Origin of the sequence: Gluconacetobacter entanii (assembly GCF_013155425.1) — a bacterium.
GTDB classification, from domain to species: domain Bacteria; phylum Pseudomonadota; class Alphaproteobacteria; order Acetobacterales; family Acetobacteraceae; genus Novacetimonas; species Novacetimonas entanii.
The window spans coordinates 1-20,413 of the sequence record NZ_JABJWD010000055.1; the positions used below are offsets into that span (position 1 = coordinate 1).

Genomic DNA, 20,413 nt, shown 5'->3' on the forward strand with positions numbered 1-20,413 from the left:
CCTGTAGTCCATGCTGGCGCCAGGGTTCACGCAGCAGGGGGCGGCCCGCGGGAGGGAGGGGTGCCAGGGGAAATCGCCGGCGGCGCGCGTGGCTGCCCCGGGCGGACACGCGCACGCGCCCACGCCATGGGGGGCAGCGGCATGAACGGCAGCGCCGCAAGTGCGATGGCGGGCAGGTGCAGCAGCGGGCACAGCGTACACGACCCGTCATGGTCATGGTGGGCCGTGTCATGCTGGAGGCCGTGGCCGAGGGCATGGGCAACGGCATGGCCGATGGCGGCAGGGGCTTCGCCCATGGCCATCGTGGTGTCGTCGCATCCGGCCATCGGGGCGGGTGGCGCGATATCTATACCGGTCAGGCGTGCGATCGTGGCGCGCGGCATCTCCCCCGGCAGGGCGCGGCCCAGCACCAGCAGTTGCCCCACAAAGCCCAGCAACGTGCACGCGACAACCAGCCAGCGGAGGGCGGTTTGGCCTGTCACAGGGTGGGGGATGCGTGCCATGGACCGGAAAGACGTGCCTGTTTTTTCACGAATGCGCGACAATGTCGGCCACGTGGCAACGCTTGTCAAATCCGCAGGCGGGTATAATGTGTCGAACCCGGAATGGTGCAGCGGCCCGTCCGCAACGAATCTTCCGCCATGCCCGCCAGGCGGTCATGGCGTCTTCAAGCTGCATGAATGGCGCGGCCCGACAGGCCGGCTTACAAAAGGAATGGTCATGTCCGGACTCTTTGCAATCCTGCGACGCGGCGCCGTGACCGCAACCGTTGCGCTGGCCTGTGCCGCAGCCCCCGTGCAGGCCGCGACGCTGGCCGATGGCGTGGCGAAAACCGTCGCCGGGCAGCCGGGATATTTCGCCGTCTATGCCGCGATGTCGGGACAGCGCCCCCAGGTCTGCCTGAACTGCAGGGAGTACATCAACGCCGCCAGCACCATGAAGCTGTTCGTGATGGATGCGGCCTATGACATGTTCACAAAGGGTACCCTCCATCCGGAGGAGACCATCGTCGTGCATAACAGCTTCCATTCGCTGGTGGGAACGCGCAGCTTCGCGCTGGAGCAGAAGGAGGATTCCTACGATCCGCTCTATGCACAGATCGGCAAGCCCGTGGCGGTGTCCGAACTGGTGCGCGTGATGATCCAGTACAGCAGCAACCTCGCCACCAACCTGATGATCGAACGGATTGGCGTGCCTTATATCCATGCCGTCATGAAGGCGCAGCACCTGCGCGGCGTGCGCTTTGGCCGCATGATCGAGGATTATGACGCCAACGATCAGGGCATCCGCAACGAGATGACGGCCAGGGGGCTGGGCCAGTTCATGCAGAAGCTCGACCATGGGGAGATTGTTGGCCCGGCGCAGAGTGCGGCGATGATCGACATCCTGCGCGGGCAGCATTTCAATGACATGATCCCCCCCGGCCTGCCTTCGGGCACCCCGGTCGCGCACAAGACCGGCTGGGTCGAGGGCGTGCGCAACGATGCGGGCATCGTCTTCCTGCCGGACGGGCGTCACTATATCCTTGTGATGCTGACGAAGTCCCTGCCGGACGAGGCCGCGGGCATCCGGGTGCTGAACACCATTTCCCGACAGGTCTATGACCATTTTGTCTCCGCACCCGCAAGGGATGCGGCGAAGGGCGGGTAAGGCGGGTCATTTTCGGGTGTCATGCGATTGCGTGTCGCATGGGGCCGTGGGTTCTGGCACGGCGCGCGGCATTGGATAACCAGCCAGGTTACGGGGGCCTTGTAAGACATGCGGCTGCGTCAGATTGAAGTGTTCTATGCGATCATGACGACGGGATCATTGCGTCGCGCGGCGGAGGTGCTGCATGTCTCCCAGCCCGCCGCAAGCAAGGTGCTGCGTTACGCGGAACAGTCGCTGGGCTTTGCCCTGTTCGAACGTACGGGTGGCCGCCTTGTCCCCACGCGTGAGGCGCAGATCATGCTGCCGCATGTCAACACGATCTTTGGCAAGCTGTCGGACCTCAAGCGCCTGACCGACAACCTGCGCTATGCCCGCGATGGCCATTGCATCAGCATCGGCTGTGTTCCCAGCCTCGGGCTCAGCCTCGTGCCGCGGGTGATCCAGCGCTACCACGCCAGCCACCCGGGAACGGAACTGACGATCGATACCCTCCATGGTACCGAAATCGTGTCGCGCATCCTCAACCATGACCTCGACCTTGGCGTCGTGTTCGGGGATTATTCATGCGACGGGGTCAGTTCCCACCATATTGCCGATGTGCCGCTGCTGCTGATTGATGGCGGTGACCATAACGGGAAGGCGGTCGTGCTGGAGCGGATCGACCCGACCCGTTACATCGGGCTGAGCGAAAATGACCCGACCGCGCGCCTGCTGGACATGGCGATGGAGGAGGCGGGTGTCTGCACCGCCCCGTCGGTGCGGGTGCGCACGCATTACATGGCGGCCGAACTGGTGCGGCTGGGGGCGGGGTGCGCCATTGTCGATGCCCTGACCGCGCTGCATCATCCCGGCCTGTCGAAACCGCACGCGATTTCGCCACCGCTGCATGTGGCCTGCACGGTGCTGTTCCGGGCGGATTACGCGCTTTCGCATATTTCGCGCGATATCCTGTCGCTTCTGCGGACGGAACTCGATGTGGACCTTGAACGGCTGCGTCACTGAGGCGCCAGTAGTGCCTTTTTTGAGAAAGGTGCCGCATGTTCAGGGCCTTTTGAAAAAATCTTCACCAGAAAATTTCATCGGTTTCATGATGTGAATGATTGCGCGGCCGACATACCCCAGGTTAAGGCCGGGTAGCATCTGGTTATGGGACAGGGCGCGGATTTCATGCTTTGCTACGGGTGGTGCCATGCCATGTGTGTGACGACGCCATCTTGTGTTCAGCAGCGTCAGGACAACCGGTAGTGAAAAAGTCATTTGTGCGGCGGATCGCCCGTTGCATCGGGGAAATGGGCGTAGTGTCGCTTGCGGTGCTGCCCCTTGCGGTTTCTTCATCATGGGCGGCGCCTGCGTTGCCGGCGGGGCTTACTGCCGCGCAGATCGATGATGTCGTCGCGCGCGCGCGCGATGCGTTCCATGTGCCCGGCGTGGCCGTGGCGATCGTGCATGACGGGCAGGTCGTTTTTGCCCGTGGATATGGCCGCCGGGGGGAGGACGCGCACAGCGGTGATGTCGATACGCGCACGCTGTTTGCCATCGGGTCCAATACCAAGGAATTCACGACAACCGCGCTTGCGACACTTGTTGATGCGGGAAAGCTGAAATGGGATGACCGGGTCATCGACCACATGCCGGAATTCCGCGTGGCCGATCCCGCCATCACACGCGATTTCCGTGTCAGTGACCTGCTGACCCACCATAGCGGCATGGGCGAGGGCGCGGGTGACATGATGCTGTTTTCCCACAGCACCTACACCCGTCCAGAAGTGCTGGCCGCGCTGCCCTACATGCCGTTTACCGCGCCGTTCCGGATGGATTATGCCTATAACAACCTGCTTTATGTCGTCGCAGGGGCACTGGTGGAGAAAATCAGTGGTACAAGCTGGGAAAATTATGTCCAGTTGCACCTGATCAATGCCGCCGGACTGCCTGCCTGCCAGAGCACGCCGCCGGTAAAGGGGCAGATGGATGTCGCGACGGGGGAAGGGGAAGATTCCGACCTGCCTGATCGCGCCACGCTGCGCCTGCCCGCCGTGGCGCCCGCAGGCGGGATCTGGTGCAGTGCCGATGGCGTTGGCCGCTGGGTGCAGATGTTCCTCAATGGCGGGAAGACGCCCGAAGGCAAGACCATCATCAGCACCGCGCAGCGTGATACGGTCTGGGCCCCGCATGCGCTGCTGCCGCTGCCGGATACCGCACCGGCGACGCAGGGACATTTCCGTGCCTATGGCTATGGCTGGTTCACCGAGGACTTTTTCGGCAAGAAGCGTGTGTGGCACACGGGAACGATCGACGGGATGGTCAGCTATATCTCGTTCCTGCCGGAAATGAAGACCGGGATCGTGGTCCTGACCAACCATGATGACAACCATGCGACCTATGCCATAGAGACGACGCTCAATTCCCTTGTCGTGACAGGGAAAAGCGAGGACTGGGTCAAGCATTGGAAGGATGTGGCCACGGCAAAGGAAGCGGCGGAGGCGAAGGCGGCGGCCACGGATGGTCCCGGATCGCCCGCGCGTCCGTTCATCACGCTGTCCGCGCAGGCGGCGCATGATTATGTCGGGCTGTATCATGATGACTGGCGCGGCAACATGCATGTCACGCAGAAAGGTGCCGAACTGCGGCTGACCTTTGACAAGGCCATCGGGCTTTCGGGCGTGCTGTCGGCGCTGCCGCATGACCTGTTCGTGGTGCGGTGGGATAACCGGGCACAGGATGCGGAGGATGACTGCTATGTCCAGTTCCTGCGTGACATGACCGGCAAGGTTACGGACATGAGGATGCAGGTTGTGGGATCGGATTTCAGCTTTGACGCGCAGGACCTGCATCCGCACAGGGTCTCGGACCAGCCCTGATTGGCGGGACGGGCAGGTTTTTTTGAAAAAGAACCAAAAGCTTTTGTAAATTCAGGAATGGCTGTGTTCTGGAAACGCTTGTCCGGAGCACGCCATTAAATATCAAAAGTTTTTGGTGAAGCTTTTTCAAAAAAGGTTCAAAAAACACCGCATTTTCAAAAAAGAAATCCCCCGGGAACATCCTGTCATCTTGCAAAAAAAAAGGGGCATGGGAATCGAAATTCCCATGCCCCTTTTTTGATGTCGCCGCAGGGGATCAGGGTTTCTGCGGGGCAAAGATACCGGCCGCCGGTGTGGGGGCATGCACGTCGATCCAGCTATTGGCGACGTCCACACTGATCTGCGCCGGTTTGTAGGCGCTGGCGGGGGCAAGGAAGATATTGTCCACATATGTCTGCGGATTGCGGTCGTAAAGCGGGAACCAGCTTGACTGCACCTGGATCATGATCCGGTGTCCGGGCAGGAAGGTATGGTCCGCCACCGGCAGGTTGAACTTGTACAACTGCGGCGTATTGGCGGGGATGGCCTCAGGGTGTTCAAGGCTCTTGCGATAGCGTCCGCGCAGGATGTCGGCGCTGACCATCAACTGGTATCCGCCCATCTCGCGCTGTTCGGGGACCTCGTCAGGATACACGTCGATCAGCTTGACCACGAAATCCCCATCGGTGCCCGTGGTGGAGGCCGTCAGATGGACAACCGGCTGCCCCTTGATCGTAAAGGGCTGCGTCAGCACACCCGACGTCATGGTCAGCACGTCAGGCCGGGCGGAGAAGTTCCGCTGGTCCATCGTCAGCCATTTCGCCCATGGCGAACCCGGCACGCCCTTGGTCAGTACGGGACGCGGGATATAGGTCACCGGATGCGCCGGGTCCGACACATACTGCTGCGTGCCCGCGCCGGCGGCAGGGGCGGTGAAGGCCAGTCCGTGTTCCGGCTGGAAATGCAGGCTGGTGCATCCCGACGTGCAGTCTGCCGATGGCAGGGCATTGGACGATTCCCACACATTCTCCCCGGTGCGGAACGACGTCACGCGTGCGGGCAGGGGAATGGAGGGATCCTTCAGGTAATGCGCAAGGAAGGGTTCAAGCACCTTCTTGCGGAAATACAGGCCGGTATCGGCATGAAAATCAATATCGCCCAGCGTGCCGGCTTCCTTCGCCTCCCCACCATGGTTCCATGGCCCCATGGTCAGGTAGAGGTTCGAAGCCGACGAAGGGCTTTTCTGCAGCGCGTAATAGGTTGCGATCGCGCCATAGATGTCTTCCTGATCCCAGAGGCTGTGGACCAGCATCGTCGGAACCTTCAGCCCCTCCTTCTGCAGCAGTTTGTCCACCGCCTGGTCCTGCCAGTAGGAATCATAGGCCGGATGCGCCAGGATCTGGTTGAAGAAGCCGATCTGCTCCATGCCCCGCGACTTGCCCACCATGCCGGCCGACACGCCCTTGAGATACACGTCATAGGCGTCATACTCGCTGGCCCACCATTTCGGTGTGCTCTTGCGCGTCGCATCCTGGGTGTAGATGTAGGGCAGCGTTTCCTCGCGGAAGGCGCCATTGTGGAACCAGTCATCCCCCATCCAGCCATCGACCATCGGGTTCATCGGAACCGAGACCTTGAGCGCCGGATGCGGGTGGAACAGCGCCGTCAGCGCGGTATAGCCATCATACGAGATCCCGATGATCCCGACCTTCTTGTTGCTCTGCGGAAGGTTGTGGATCAGCCATTCGATCGTATCCCACGTATCCGTCGAATAATCGACCTGCGTGCCATTCAGCGGACCACGCAGCGGGCGGGCCATGACATAGCTGCCTTCGGAACCATGCTTGCCGCGTACGTCCTGGATGACACGGATATAGCCACCATCGGCGATCACGTCGGGCATGTTGTCATAGCCCTGCATGATCGAACTCATATGCCCGCTATAGGCGTAGGAGACCATGCGGTCGGCGCTGTAGGGCGTGCGCGTCAGCAGGATGGGCGCATCATGCGCGGCCTTGGGGATCAGGATGACGGTATAAAGCTTCGTCCCGTCGCGCATCGGGATCATGACATCCTTGCGGACATAATCGAAGCTGGAATCCACGACCTGGAATTTGTCCGGCATGTCGGGGGCAATGCCGCCCGGCGGTGCCTCCTGCGCCATGGCGGCCATGGAGAAAGCAGCAAAACATCCTGACAGCAGGAGTATCTTTTTCATCATCGGTCTCACGCAGCGTACAGAAAAGAGGCCGGACCCGAAAGCCCGGCCTGTCAGGCGGTTCTTAGAACTCCGCCGAGATGGTGCCAAAGAATTCTCGCGGTGCCGCGACGAACAGGTTGGCGTTGTCATCACCGGTCACCGATGCCGCGCCATACACGCCACCGATATAGTTCGTGTTGAACAGGTTGGTGATGCCGAACGTGGTCTTGAGGTTACGGGTGAAGCCGATCTTGCCGAAGTTGTAGGCAAGGTTGAGGTTTGCCAGCCAGTAGGACGGGATCTTCTCGTCATTCATGTAGGTCATGGGACGCGAACCGATATAGTTCACGTTGAAGTTGAACATCGCCCGCTTGTAGGTGTAGTTCAGGTTCGCCTTATACATGAACTTGGGATAGTAAACCTGATGCTTTCCCTTGATATCGTAAGTCGTGCCGCTGTAGTTGATGGACTTGCTCTGGTATTCGGCGTTGTTCCAGCTAAAGCTGTTGGTGATTTCCAGCCCCTTGAACGGACGCACCGTGCCCTGCACGTCCGCGCCGTTCATGGTTTCGCGGCCGACGTTCAGGAAGGCATTGTTCGCGTTGTTGGCCGACCCTTCGGTAATGGCCGCAAGGCGGTTGTAATAATCCGTGTGGTAGAAATCCACCGAGCCAGAGAAGTAGCGCGAGTTGTAGCGGTAACCCACGACATAGTTCCAGGTCCGTTCCGGCTTCAGCTTGCTCTTGTTCTGGTCAAAGACCGTCTGCGCCGAAGTGGTGGAATTGCCCAGGCCACCCCATGCCGTATCCGTATCCGTCTGCGAATAGTAGTCGTAGGCACGCATGTTTTCCGCAATATCCCAGTAAACTTCATGGTTGCGGAGGAAGTGGTAATCAAAGCTGAAGTGCGGCAGGAACGCATCCGACGCCGTCATGCTGCCGTTGACGGGGTGACGGTAATAGGCGTTCCAGCCTTCGGCGATCAGCTTGTCGGTATAGTCGGCCTTCGTGCCGCCATGCGTCGTCTGCGTCATGGAGCGGAAACCCGCCAGCAGCGTCATGCCCGGCATGATCGTCCAGCGATCCTGCAGGAAGAAGCTGAAGGTATTGGTGTTGAAGCTGTTGTTGAACCACGTGGCGCCGGAACCCGCGGGCATGTCGGAATCGTCGTTGTGGCCGGAGGTCAGGCCGTCCTCATACAGGCGTTCGTTATAGACCCACTTGTTGTTTTCGTACCAGATGCCGGTTTCGATATGGTTGTGATGCGGGGCCTCGATCGCGAATTTCTGCGTGAAGCCAAGGCGACGCATGAACGCGTGGCTGCCGATCAGCGCCATGGGAACGCCCGAAACGGTGCCGTCGGAGTTCAGCGACACGGGGCCGTAGGAGGGGGAGGTCAGGAAGTTGTTGGTGCCGCCATAGATGGCGCTGTTCACGTTGCCATAGACGATCGTGTCAGACGTCACGTTCTTGAAGATGTCGTAATGCAGGGAGACGTTCGACAGGTAGGTGCGCTGCAACTGCGATGCATCCCAGGCGTAATCGCCGACCTCGTCATTGCTCAGTATGCCCTGCACCGATGACGGCACCTGGTCGGTATACTGCGCATAATAGGCCCACAGCTTGGCCTTTTCGTAATCAGGTTTGAGGTAGGTCGTGTCACGCCCCATCTTCTGCCACATGTTCTTCGTCAGCGTCAGGTAGTTGGACTGCGTGAAGTCGCCATAGCCGAAGAAGGCCGTCAGCTTGCCACGATCACCCAGAGGCTGGACCACCTTGGCGTCCGCCTGCAGTTCGTCCTGGTAGCCCTGGCCCTTCCACAGGTTGGAATCGGTGCGGGCGAAGGAGGCGTAGAATTTCGTGCCCGTGGAGTTGAGCACGCCACTGTCCACGCGGCCATAGGTACGGAACGCGTTATAGCTGCCGAAGGTCTGGCTGACCTTGCCGCCCGCCTTGTCCTTCGGGTCCGACGTCACGTAGCTCATCGCGCCGCCGAGGTTCTGGGTGGAGAACGAATCCAGCGCGCCCGCGCCCTGTGACATCGTCATGCCGCCGATGTCGTCCTGGATCATCGCCTGCGTGATCGACACGCCGTTGTCGTTGGCGAAGCCCTGCGTGCCCAGCGGCATGCCGTCAAGGGTCGCGCCGATCTGCATCTGCGTGAAGCCGCGCACGTAGAACGTGTTGCCATAGGTATCGAGGCCGAACGCGTCGGTGGAGGTGAAGTTCGCCCCCGGCGTGGTCTGGGCCAGCACCTGCATGGGGTTCGTGCCTTCGACGAAACGGTCCATGACCTGGCGTGTCACCGCGACCTCGGACCCGTGGCTGCGCACGCGCGCCGCGCTGACCGTCAGGGTTTCGGGCGTCTTGCTGGCGAGCTGGTGCGTCGCGGTGCCCGTGCGTGCCCGGGTCGTGCCCTTCGTGGTCGCCTTGGTGGTGCGATGGGTGGTGGCGGTCGTTGTCGTGGCGGTCGTGTCCGCGGCAGAGGCCGAAGCACAGGTCCCGATGGACGAAAGCAGGGTGTACCCCGTTATCGCCGTACAGAATAGAAGCCACGATTTCTTTTTTGAATACTGCATGGGTCCAGGCTTGCTGAGCATTTGTTACCTTGCCTCAGATCGGGTTGCGACATGTTCTGCGGAAACGGCACGTAATCTTGGTTTTGGTATGGTTGGGATCAGGTTGATATCATTCGGTTCTATACCGAAATGTTTTAGGTTGATTCGTTCTTTGTCAATAACAAAAAATCATGTTCTTCTTAACCTGAAGTTAAGTGGTCGGCCTATGGCCTGATAATACAGGGCAACCCCTGCCTGCCCGTGCTTATTTCATACATGTAATGACATATTGTGACAAAGGGCCGCTCTATTTGTCCTGTCATGAAACAAGGCGCGATGACCCTCTGATTACAGGATCATTTATATGAAATTACATAGAGCCCCGCGAAGGGAACGGATGCAGGAAAGCGTCCTGCCACGGGCATCGCAAGTTGCCTGCCAACACCCATCAGACAGGTCGCGTCACGTATAATTCCCTGATTGTGTCAGGATATTTCTGCGTCCCGACAACAGGCCCCACCGAAAGATCGGGACTGTTCCTGGATTGGCTTTGGAATATATTCATGCTCCCAATCCCCCCAGAACTGTTGATCTCCGGCAGACTATTTCAGTGGGGGCGGTTTCATGTCAATTCCAAATATGACCAGTTCTTGTTAGCCATGGGTTAAGGTGGGTCCCTGTGGCAGGAATGTCGCACTTTTCCCACGGGATATCCTTGATAATCGTGTTATATCAACGGGATGTGCAAATGTCACGCCTGTGTGCGCATCGGGCACGCCACGCTATAACCGCTGGTTATATCCCCATGATCAGATGGAATTGGATATTGTCGCTGATCCAGTACAGTGTAGTAACAATGACGCCTTTCCGGCGGGACATGCCGCCATGCCAACTGGCTGTCCATACGTCAGGCATGGCGGTCGGCAGGTCCGGGTCGTTGGCCCGGTTGTTATGCAACACCTGTTCTGGCATCAGGGGCTTTCGCGAATGTCATGTCTGGCGCGTGCGGGCCTGTTCCGGCCCGGAACCGCAGGGGAGGGGCATGGAACCGCCAGTGATGTTTGGGGCATGAGTAGTTGCGATTGATGTTGTGGTCCGCGCGTTACCTGTCCCGTTACCTGCTGGTGCCTGTGTCTGTCCTCCTTTGCCTGTGCGCCACGGCACGGGCGGCGACGCAGGACCATCGTGGCGGGGAACTGCGCCTGCTGGGCAGTACGTCGGGCGGCACGCTGGACCCGCAACTGCATTATACCCCGGTTTACCTGCAGATTTTTTCGGCCGTCTATGATGGCCTCCTGACCTATCGCAAGGCCGGGGGTGCTGCGGGGGACGAGGTCGTGCCGGACCTGGCCACCGCATTGCCCCAGCCCGAGGATGGGGGCAGGACATGGACCTTTCACCTGCGTCCGGGCATCAGGTTTTCCGACGGGCGGCCCGTCCGGGTGGAGGATGTGCTGGCTTCCTTCCGGCGCATCTTCCGTGTCGGCAGTCCCACCGCCAGCAGCTTTTATGAAAATATCGTCGGCGCGCGGGACTGCCTGCGCCAGCCCCATGCCTGCACCCTGTCCGAGGGGGTGCAGGTGGACCCGGCAACCGGGCGCATCACGTTCCACCTTGTCGAACCGGATGCGGAATTCCTGACCAAGCTGGCCTATCCCCATGCCGTGATCCTGCCTGCCGACACGCCTGACCATGATGTCGGCACGACGCCGGTGGTGGGGACGGGGGCCTATCGCGTCGTCTCCTACGACCCGCAGCAGTCGCTGCACCTTGCGCGCAACCCGTATTTCCACCCGTGGAGCGATGCCGCGCAGCCCGAAGGGTATGTCGATACGATCACCTACAGCTTCGGCCTGCGTGACGAGGACGAGGTCACGTCGGTGGAGACCGGGCATGATGACTGGATGTTCGAGGTCAAGCCCCTCGACCGGCTGGGCGAACTTGGCGCGCGTTTCCCCGACCGGGTTCATATCAACCCGTCGCTGCACATCGTCTATGTGCCGCTCAACGTCAACATCCCGCCCTTTGACAATGTCATGGCGCGGCAGGCGGTGGCATGGGCGCTGGACCGGCATGCGGCGGCCATCTTCTATGGCGGCCCGGCGGTGGCGACCCCGATGTGCGACATGGCGCCCCCCAATGTGATGCCGCCACGGGGACAGTGTCCCTATACCCTTGCGCCCGGTCCGGGGGGCGATGCGTCGGCATGGCCGCGGCCCGACCTTGCGCGGGCGCGTGAACTTGTCGCGAAAAGCGGGACGCAGGGGCAGGCCGTGACCATCGTCGTGCAGACGGATTCAACACAGCGTGGGATCGGGGCATGGATGCGTGACCGCCTGCAGCAGATCGGCTACAGGGCATCGGTGCGAGAGATCAGCCGGGGGGTGCAGTTTTCCTATATCCAGAACAGTGCGAACAACGTGCAGATCAGCCTGACAAGCTGGTTTGGTGATTATCCGTCGCCTTCCAACTTCCTGTACCTGCTGTTTGCCTGCTCCAGCTTCCATCCGCATTCCGACAATTCGATCAACATTCCCGGCTATTGCAATCCCGCGCTCGATGCCATCATGCATCAGGCGCTTCAGGAACCGCGCGATCCGATCCGCATGGCCCTGTGGCGTCAGGCCTCCAACATGATCAACAGTGATGAGCCCGCCGTGCCCCTTCTTGCCATCAAGGACGTAGACCTGGTTTCCCCCCGCCTGGGGAACTACGCCTACCACACCCTCTACCACATGCTCGTCGCGCGGGCGTGGGTGCGGTAATGGCGCAGGACCTTCCGGCCCCGCCCGCAGGCCCGTGGCGTCAGGCCGCGCGTTCCATCGCGCGCAACCGTTCGGCCATGGCGGCGCTGGCGACGCTGGCGCTGGTGACGCTGGCCTGCATGCTCGCACCACTTTACGCCCACCATGTCGCGCATACGGACCCCTTCACCTCCAACGTGGCGGGCAGCATCATGCTCGACGGGCATGAGGTCGATATCATGCAGCCCAATGACAATCCGCTCCACCTCGGGCTCAGCCCCATTGGCCCGACATGGCATGCGACCTACCTGCTGGGCGCGGACAGCCAGGGGCGCGACCTTGCCTCGCGCCTGCTGTATGGCGGGCGCAATTCGCTGCTGGTCTCGTCCTGTGCGGCGGTGGTCTGCCTCGTGCTGGCGGCCACGGCGGGCATTGTTGCGGGGTTTTCGGGCGGGATCATTGATGCGCTGCTGTCGCGCGTGATGGACATCATGTGGGCGGTGCCGGTGTACCTGTTCGCGATCTCGCTTTCGATCGTCACCGTCAGCCACGGCCTGCGCCTCGGCCCGCTTACGGTGCGCGCCGACAGCCTGTTCATCCCCATCTTCATCATTGCGCTGGTCTATGTGCCCTATGCCGCGCGGCCGATACGCGGGCGGGTCATGGCGTTGCGGCAGGCCGAATTCGTGACCGCCGCGCGCTGCCTTGGCGTGCCGCGCTGGCGCATCGTCGTGCGCGATATCCTGCCCAATGTCACCACCACGCTGGTGATGCTTGGCCCGCTGCTGATGGCGCTGTCGCTGCTGGCGGAAAGCGCGCTGTCGTTCCTCTCGCTTGGCGTGCAGGCACCGGCGGCGTCGTGGGGGACCATCATCCAGGATGGGGAGGGGCTGATCTATACCCGTCCCATGGTGGCGGTGGCGCCGGGCCTTGCGATCGTGGTGGTTGTGCTGGCGCTCAACATCCTTGGCGACGGGCTGCGTGACGCGCTGGATGTGCGTGACGCGGCGCGGCGTTCGTCGTGAAGGGGGCGCGGTCATGATGCTTGCCCTGCTGCGCCGTCTGGGACAGACGCTTTTCGTGCTGTTCGGGATTTCGGCGCTGGTGTTCGTGGTGTTCTTTGCAACGCCGGGGGCGGACCCCACGGCGCGCATCGCCGGGCGCAATGCGTCGCCCGCCGTGATGGAGAAGGTGCGCAAGGAATATGGCTTCGACCGGTCCATGCCGGTGCAGTACGCCACGATGATGAAAAAGCTGTTCATCACGCGCGACCTTGCCTCCTACGTCGATCGCGGCGAACTCGTGGTGCCGGAGATCATGCGCGCCGCCCCCGTGACGGCGTCGCTGGTCTGCGGGGCTGCGGCGATCTGGGTCGTGGTGTCGATCGCAATGGGGACCCTGGCTGCGGCGATGAAGGATACATGGGTGGACCGGACCCTGATGATGCTGGGGCTGATCGGGATTTCCATGCCGGTCTTCTGGCTGGGGCAGGTGACGAACCTTGTGACGCAGAGCCGTTATCACGACACATGGCTGTTTTCGTGGGTGCCGGGGCTGGGATATATCCCGTTTTCCGAAAGCCCGCTGGGCTGGTTCCGCGCGCTGGTGATCCCGTGGATCGTGCTGGCGGTCATGTTCATCGGCATCTACAGCCGCGTCCTGCGCGCCGACCTCGTGGCGCTGTCGGGGGAGGATTTCATCCGCACCGCACGCGCCAAGGGCCTGTCGCCGGTGCGCATCCTGCTGTGGCATGGGCTGCGGACGTCGATGATCACCTTCGTCTCGCTGTTCGGACTGGATTTCGCGCAGCTTGTCGGGGGTGGCGCGCTGCTGACGGAGGTCGTCTTCGGCCTGCCCGGCGTGGGGCACCTGACGTACCAGGCGCTGAACAACCTCGACCTGCCGGTCATCATGGCCACCGTGATGTATTCCGCCGTCTTCGTGGTGATGGCCAATGCGGCGGTGGACGTGCTGTATGTGTTTCTTGACCCGAGGGTGCGTGATGGCCGCTGACATGTCTTCTCCCGCCCCCCTGCTGGAGGTGCGCGACCTGTGCGTCAGCTTCCCTTCGGGCGGGCGCATGATCCCGATTGTCGAGCATGTGTCCTTCACCCTGGGCGAGCGCGAGATCCTTGGCCTCGTGGGGGAATCCGGGTCTGGCAAGTCCGTGACGGCCATGGCGGTCATGGGGCTGATCGACAGTCCGGGCGTGCGCATCACCGGATCCGCGCTGTTTCGCGGGCAGGAACTGGTGGGCCTTGCGCCCGCGCGGATGCGGCGCCTGCGGGGCAAGCAGATCGCCATGATCTTTCAGGACCCGATGACGGCCTTTACCCCCGTCTATACCATCGGCTGGCAGATAGATGAGCAGATCCGCGCGCATGAACACGTCACCCGCAGGCAGGCGCGTGCGCGCACGGTGCGGTTGCTGGGGGAAATGGGGGTGCCCGACCCCGAACGCACGGCCAACCGTTATCCGCACCAGCTTTCGGGTGGACTGCGCCAGCGTGCGATGATCGCCATGGCGCTGTCGTGCAATCCGGCCCTGCTGATTGCCGATGAACCCACCACGGCGCTGGATGTCACGGTGCAGGCGCAGATCCTCGAACTTGTCCGCTCGCTGCGCGCCACGCATGGGTCTTCGGTGCTGATGATCACGCACGACATGGGCGTGGTGGCCGAAACCTGTGACAGCACGCTGGTGCTGTATTCGGGGCGGGTGGCCGAAACCGGGCCGACGGATGTGCTGTTCGCGCATCCGGGCCATCCCTATACGGCGGCGCTGCTGGCCTCCATCCCGCCGCTGGACGGCCCACGGCCCGAACGCCTGCCGACCATCGCGGGCGTGCCGCCCGCGCCGCTGGAACGCCCGGTGGGCTGCGCCTTTGGCCCGCGCTGCGGTTATGTGCATGAAAGCTGCCTTCCCGCGCCACCGCCACTGGTCCCTGTCGGCCCCGCGCAGGAAGCGGCCTGTGTCCTGCCGGCGGAGGGCAGGCCCCTGCCACCCCGCACCGTGGCCACCGCCACGCAGGATGTCCCCGCATGAGCGCACAGCCGGCAGAAACGATGCCAGACGACACCGCCCCCCTGATGGAGGTGCGTGACCTGCGCAAGACCTATGCCCTGCCACGCGGGCAGACGCTCAAGGCGGTGGATGGAATTTCCCTGTCGGTCATGCCGGGGGAGGTGCTGGGCCTGGTGGGGGAATCGGGATGTGGCAAATCCACGCTGGGGCGCTGCCTGCTGCGGCTGATGGATGTGACGTCGGGGCAGATCCTGTTCGAAGGGCAGGACATCACCACGCTGGGGGAACGCGCCCTGCGTCCGCTGCGGACGCGCATGCAGATGGTGTTTCAGGATTCCTATGCCTCGCTCAACCCGCGGCGGCGTATTGGCGACCTGCTTGCGGAACCGCTGCGGGTGCATCCCGATGCCGATGGGCGCAGGCGTTCGGCCGCCGTCATCACGGCGCGCCTGCATGAACTGATGGAACTGGTCAGCCTGCCGCGCGCCGCGCTCAACCGCTATGCCCACGAATTTTCCGGCGGCCAGCGCCAGCGCATCAACATCGCGCGCGCGCTGACGCTGTCACCGCGACTGGTGGTGGCGGATGAACCTGTCTCCGCGCTCGATGTCTCGGTGCAGGCGCAGATCGTCAACCTGTTCATGGACCTTCAGGCGCGGCTGGGCCTGACCTACGTCTTTGTCGCGCATGACCTTGCCGTGGTGCGCCAGATTTCCACCCGTGTGGCGGTGATGTATCTGGGCGCCGTGGTCGAACTGGGCCCGACGGACAGCGTACTGCACCATCCGGCCCATCCCTATTCCGCCGCCCTGACCGCCGCCGTGCCGCGCCCGGTAGTGGGGGGGATGCGCGCCGTGCCGCTGGGTGGGGATATTCCAAGCCCCATCGCGCGCCCGGCGGGCTGCCGGTTCCACACGCGCTGCCCCCATGTGCAGGAGCGCTGCCGCGTCGAGGAGCCGGTCTTGCGCCCGGTGCGTCCCGGGCATGAGGCGGCCTGCCATTTCCCGCTTTCGGGGGACTGACGCGCCGCCCTGCATTCATCGTGATTCAGGAATGAAATTTGCGGATTGCGTGGGAATATATGCTACCTTTGCGCCATGCGGCCTGCATGAACCGGAAAGGGGCGGGATTGTGGAACTGAAATGGCTGGAGGATTTCGTATGCCTTTCACGGACCCTCAGTTTTTCCCGTGCGGCGCGTGAACGCAATGTCAGCCAGCCGGCATTTTCCAAGCGTATCCGCCAGCTCGAACAATGGGCGGGTGCTCCCCTTGTCAACAGGGTCAGCTATCCCGCCGAACTGACGGTGGAGGGCAGGCGTTTCCTGGAGGAAGCGACCGAGATCGTTTCCGCCTTCTACAGGGCGCAGCGCAGTGTCTGCCCACCCCCATCGGACCCGTTCGAGGTCGTGACGATTGCGGCATTGCATACGCTGGCGCTGACGCTGATCCCGCATTATTTCGGCAGCCGCGACAACATGCCGCCCATGACGCGCCTGAAGGTGACACCCGACCTTGGGGGGATAGAAGACAACCTCAACCGGCTGGTGACGGGGGGGGCGGATTTTTTCCTGACCTATGCCCATCCTCTTGTGCCGTTCCATCTGGACCCGGCGCTGTTTCCCTTCATCCGGCTGGGGACGGAGCGGGTGCTGCCTGTCTGTGCGCCGGAACTGAGGGCGCAGGTGCATCATGCGATGGCCAGCGCGGAACCGGTCGATTACCTGAGCTATGGCGATGAATCGTTCTTTGGCGTTGCCCTGTCGAAGCTTTTTGCGCGGCATGACACCTTTCGGCGGCGGACTGTCTGCGAAGATACGCTGTCGGTGGGGCTGATGTCGATGGCGCGGGCGGGATGGGGGGTGGCATGGTTGCCCGAAGGGCTGATCCGTGAGGAACTTGCCCATGGCGTGCTGGTGCCTGTCACCCATGACCCCGCGCTGGTGCTGGAGGTGGAGACACGCCTGTATCGCCATGCCAATGCGGCGCGCCCGGTCTGTGACCGGGTGTGGGACGTATTCACCTCACGCGCAAGCAGGTTTGCCCCGGCCCATGCCTGACGGGATGATGCCGGAAACCGACAAAAGTTTTTGGTGAAGCTTTTTTCAAAAAGCTTCAGATTAAATCACGTTTTCAAAAAAATACGAAACCGGAAAAACCCGGCGCAACCTCTGCCGGGCGATCAGGTCCTCCAGCCAGATGGCCTGTTCAAGGAGGAGCCTGTCATTGCCGCGCCGCGCACTCAGCAGCACGCCAACCGGGCGTCCCGCATCATCTTCCCCGCATGGGATGCTGATGGAAGGATGGCCGCTGATATTCGTCAACGTGCAGTTGCGCGAGGCCAGCATGGGGTGTTCGGCCGTCATGTCATCCGGGGGCAGGGCCGTCACCTGCGCCGTGGGTTCAAGCAGCAGGTCGCATGTTTCAAAAATGCGGTCCATATCCGCCCTTATGGCGGCCTGTTCACGACGTGCGTCCTCGATTTCACTGAAGGGAACGGAACTTTTCCGTAACAGGCGTTCGCGCAGGGTGGGGGAGAGGGCATCGGGGCTTTTGTGCACGGCATTGCGCCAGACCAGCCATGATTCTGCAAACAGCGCGCCGGTGACAGGCAATGTCCGGGCATGCAGCGTCGTGGCGCAGTCCACGGTCATGGCGCCTTCCTCACGCAGCGCCGACAGAAGCTGGTTCATGACCTTTATGATGCTGGCGTCACAATTTTCAAATCCCTCCCACCGGATGCCGATGCGTGGCGTGTGGGGCGGATGGGCGGCGGGGGGCGTGCCATGTTCGATGGCGTGGAACAGGTGCAGCGCATCGCGCGCGGTGCGGGCCAGCAGTCCAACATGATCGAGGCTGGGGACAAGGGGCATGATGCCGGCCATGTCCCAGCGTTTGGCCGTGGGCTTGAACCCCGCAATGCCGCAGCAATGCGCGGGAAAACGGATGGAACACGCCGTATCCGTGCCCAGCGCCGCCGGTACAAGGCCATTGGCCACGGCGGCGGCGGACCCGCTGCTTGACCCGCCGGGGTCCAGTCGGGTGTCGAGCGGATTGCGGGTGCGTGGTCCCACGGCATTTTCGCCCGTCGTCCCCCATGCCAGTTCACACATGCTGGTCACGGCGGGAAACAGGGCGCCGGCCGCGCGCAGGCGGGCGGTGATCCACGCATCATGCGCCGCAATGCGCCCGGCAAACAGGCGGCTGCCCCCCTGTATGGGGGTGTTGGCGAGATCTATGTTGTCCTTTACCGCGATGTTCAGGCCATAGAGCGGCAGGGACGCACGCTGCTGTTCAGGCAGGCGGGCCAGCGCCTGTGCATCCTGCGTGACTGCCGCGTGCCGGACATGGCGCAGGGCATGCACGCCCGCGTCACGCGTCTGCATCCGGGCCAGTTCCGTGCGGGTGAACGCAGGAAGGTCCGCATGGCGGAGGTGCCCTGTCATACCGGCGCTCGACGTCATGGGTGCGGGTGGGCCGCCAGCACGTCCGACAGGGCGGGAAACACCACGCCGTTGCGTCCCGTGACGGGGGTTGCCGCGCACAGGGCGTTGAGCACGGCCTCCTGCGTGGCTTCGGCCGCCGCGCGGAACAGCGTGTCGATATGTGCCTCGTTCAGCATGGGGCGGTTGATGACGCCTTCGGGTTCATGCAGGTGGAAACGCACGCTGGGGCAGAAACCCACCGCGACATCGCCGCTGCCATTGCCCCAGAACGACCCCAGACGCCCGATCCCCACGCCCGCGCGACGGATGACGCGGCGCAGTTGCCGGTAATCCAGCGGCAGGTCGGTCGCGACAACCATGATGACGGAACCACGTTCGCGTTCATCATGCGGGGTCGGGGCGGCCGGGGGCGCGATGCGGCGTCCATCGGGCAGGGTCAGGTCGCCGGGCAGGCCGAAATTGGCCAGCACCAGCACGCCCAGCATCCCCTGGTGCATCCCCGCCGCGACATGGCGCGAAGATGTGCCGATCCCGCCCTTGAAACCGAAGGCCGTCATGCCGGTGCCTGCCCCGACACCGCCCTGCGCCACCGTGCCGCCCTGCGCGTCGCGTATCGCCTGCATTGCGTCATCCGGTGTTACGGCAAGGGCCTGTATGTCGTTGATGCGCCCGTCATTGCATTCAAATACCAGCGGATTGACCGTGGACAGGCTGCGGCCGATTTCGGGATTGCGCCCGATGGCGTCACGGATCAGCGCCTCGGCCCCCGCACTGACGGACAGGGTGTTGGTCAGCAGGATCGGCGTTTCGATCTGGCCGAGCTCCTCGACCTGCATCAGGCCGACGCTTTTGCCAAACCCGTTGAAGACATGCACCGCGCCAAGAGGACGGTCGCGGAACAGGTCGCCATCATGGGGCAGGACGCAGGTGACGCCCGTCTGGACGGGGCCGTTGCGCAGCGTGCGGTGCCCGACGCGCACGCCGGGGACGTCCGTGATGGCGTTATACGGGCCGGGCGGCAGGATGCCGCAGCCCAGCCTGTAACGGCGCGCGGGACTGTCGAGCGTCATGGCGCACCCGTGGCGGCAAGGGCGCGGATAAAGGCGATATATGCCTCCTGCAGGCGTCTGGTGACCGTGCCGATCCCCCCATCCCCCACGACATGGTCATCAATGCGGGTGATGGGGACGACCAGGTATGTCGCGCTGGTGGCGAAGACCTCTGGCGCGCGGGAGAGTTCATCGCGCGTGATGATGCGTTCTTCCACCGTCATCCCGGCGTCCCGCGCCAGCGTGATGATGCGCTGGCGCGTACATCCCGCCAGCAGATGGTCCGACAGGGGACGCGTGACCAGCGTGCCCGCATCCGTGACGATGAAGATGTTGGAGGAGGAGCCTTCCGTGATCCCCTGTTCATCAATGAAGATGGTATCGTCGAACCCGTTGGCAAGCGCGCTGCGCTTGGCCATGACCTGCGGCAGCAGCATGATGGTCTTGATGTCGCGATGGAGCCAGCGGATGTCAGGTTGCACCTGCACCGTGATCCCGCGTGACAGGTGCGGGGCCGACAGGAAATCCTGCGCCTGCGTCAGGATGAACAGGGTGGCACGGTCCTGTGGCACGGCCGTGAAGGAGCGCGGCGTCGCGCCGGGCGTCACCTGCAGGTAGGCAAGGCCGTTCGTAACACCGTTGCGCCGGGCAAGGTCGTTGATGATCCGTTCAAGCTGCGGGCGTTCGGGCGGTGGGGTCATGCCACATGCGGCAAGGGAGCGGTCCAGTCGCGCAAGGTGGCTGTCCATGTCCACGAACCGTCCGTTGACGAGGAGGCAGACTTCGTAAATCCCTTCGCCAAACAGGAAGGCCCGATCAAAGGGAGAAATCCGTGCGCTCTCCGCAGGCTGGAATTCCCCGTTCAGGTAGATCAGTGACCCCATGTCGTGCTCCGGTATGGCGAAAT

Annotated in this window: 15 protein-coding genes; 9 read left to right on the top strand and 6 right to left on the bottom strand. The window is 62.6% G+C overall.

Features of this window, described 5'->3' with window-relative positions:
- Positions 1 to 26: 26 nt before the first annotated feature.
- Positions 27 to 503 carry a DUF2946 family protein gene (locus HNH97_RS10100; RefSeq protein WP_171790787.1) on the bottom strand — a complete coding sequence of 159 codons (477 nt, stop codon included), beginning with the start codon at positions 501 to 503 and terminating at the stop codon, positions 27 to 29.
- Between the two features lie 217 nt (positions 504 to 720).
- Between HNH97_RS10100 and HNH97_RS10105 the strand changes: the two genes are divergently transcribed.
- From HNH97_RS10105 to HNH97_RS10115, 3 genes are all read left to right on the top strand, one after another.
- Entirely contained in the window at positions 721 to 1,650 is a 930-nt protein-coding gene (locus tag HNH97_RS10105) for a serine hydrolase (RefSeq protein ID WP_244949391.1), read from the top strand.
- A 108-nt stretch (positions 1,651 to 1,758) separates the two neighbouring features.
- Positions 1,759 to 2,652 (top strand): LysR family transcriptional regulator, encoded by an 894-nt coding sequence (locus HNH97_RS10110; protein ID WP_110914570.1) that lies wholly within the window; start codon positions 1,759 to 1,761, stop codon positions 2,650 to 2,652.
- Between the two features lie 242 nt (positions 2,653 to 2,894).
- The gene (locus HNH97_RS10115; RefSeq protein WP_265176054.1) at positions 2,895 to 4,508 is read left to right on the top strand and encodes a serine hydrolase; all 1,614 of its coding nucleotides are present in this window, start codon (positions 2,895 to 2,897) and stop codon (positions 4,506 to 4,508) included.
- Positions 4,509 to 4,764: 256 nt separating this feature from the next.
- Here HNH97_RS10115 and HNH97_RS10120 read toward each other — a convergent pair whose 3' ends face one another.
- Positions 4,765 to 6,708 carry a CocE/NonD family hydrolase gene (locus tag HNH97_RS10120; protein ID WP_171790789.1) on the bottom strand — a complete coding sequence of 648 codons (1,944 nt, stop codon included), beginning with the start codon at positions 6,706 to 6,708 and terminating at the stop codon, positions 4,765 to 4,767.
- Positions 6,709 to 6,769: 61 nt separating this feature from the next.
- Positions 6,770 to 9,265, bottom strand: coding sequence for a TonB-dependent receptor domain-containing protein (locus HNH97_RS10125; RefSeq protein ID WP_171790790.1), 2,496 nt, complete (start codon positions 9,263 to 9,265; stop codon positions 6,770 to 6,772).
- A gap of 1,064 nt (positions 9,266 to 10,329) precedes the next feature.
- Here HNH97_RS10125 and HNH97_RS10130 point away from each other — a divergent pair.
- The 6 genes from HNH97_RS10130 to HNH97_RS10155 are packed head-to-tail and all read left to right on the top strand — an operon-like array spanning position 10,330 to position 17,071.
- Complete coding sequence (locus HNH97_RS10130; protein WP_171790811.1) at positions 10,330 to 12,009, top strand: ABC transporter substrate-binding protein; 1,680 nt, start codon at positions 10,330 to 10,332, stop codon at positions 12,007 to 12,009.
- Complete coding sequence (locus HNH97_RS10135; RefSeq protein WP_171790791.1) at positions 12,009 to 13,013, top strand: ABC transporter permease; 1,005 nt, start codon at positions 12,009 to 12,011, stop codon at positions 13,011 to 13,013. The genes HNH97_RS10130 and HNH97_RS10135 overlap by 1 nt, the downstream gene beginning before the upstream one ends.
- 13 nt (positions 13,014 to 13,026) lie before the next feature.
- A complete protein-coding gene (locus HNH97_RS10140; RefSeq protein ID WP_171790813.1) occupies positions 13,027 to 14,001 on the top strand; it encodes an ABC transporter permease in 975 nt (324 codons plus the stop codon).
- A complete protein-coding gene (locus tag HNH97_RS10145; protein WP_390669852.1) occupies positions 13,991 to 15,034 on the top strand; it encodes an ABC transporter ATP-binding protein in 1,044 nt (347 codons plus the stop codon). Before HNH97_RS10140 ends, HNH97_RS10145 begins: the two co-directional genes overlap by 11 nt.
- Complete coding sequence (locus HNH97_RS10150; protein ID WP_390669850.1) at positions 15,031 to 16,035, top strand: ABC transporter ATP-binding protein; 1,005 nt, start codon at positions 15,031 to 15,033, stop codon at positions 16,033 to 16,035. The genes HNH97_RS10145 and HNH97_RS10150 overlap by 4 nt, the downstream gene beginning before the upstream one ends.
- A 49-nt stretch (positions 16,036 to 16,084) precedes the next feature.
- A complete protein-coding gene (locus HNH97_RS10155) occupies positions 16,085 to 17,071 on the top strand; it encodes a LysR family transcriptional regulator (protein WP_171790792.1) in 987 nt (328 codons plus the stop codon).
- 60 nt (positions 17,072 to 17,131) lie between these two features.
- Here the strand turns inward: HNH97_RS10155 and HNH97_RS10160 are convergent, their stop codons facing one another.
- Genes HNH97_RS10160 through HNH97_RS10170 form a run of 3 tightly spaced genes read right to left on the bottom strand, consistent with a single transcriptional unit; the run spans position 17,132 to position 20,390 of the window.
- Positions 17,132 to 18,457 (bottom strand): amidase, encoded by a 1,326-nt coding sequence (locus HNH97_RS10160; RefSeq protein ID WP_171790793.1) that lies wholly within the window; start codon positions 18,455 to 18,457, stop codon positions 17,132 to 17,134.
- Positions 18,458 to 18,471: 14 nt separating this feature from the next.
- A complete protein-coding gene (locus tag HNH97_RS10165) occupies positions 18,472 to 19,527 on the bottom strand; it encodes a DmpA family aminopeptidase (RefSeq protein WP_171790794.1) in 1,056 nt (351 codons plus the stop codon).
- Complete coding sequence (locus tag HNH97_RS10170) at positions 19,524 to 20,390, bottom strand: aminotransferase class IV (RefSeq protein WP_171790795.1); 867 nt, start codon at positions 20,388 to 20,390, stop codon at positions 19,524 to 19,526. Before HNH97_RS10170 ends, HNH97_RS10165 begins: the two co-directional genes overlap by 4 nt.
- Positions 20,391 to 20,413: the final 23 nt, after the last annotated feature.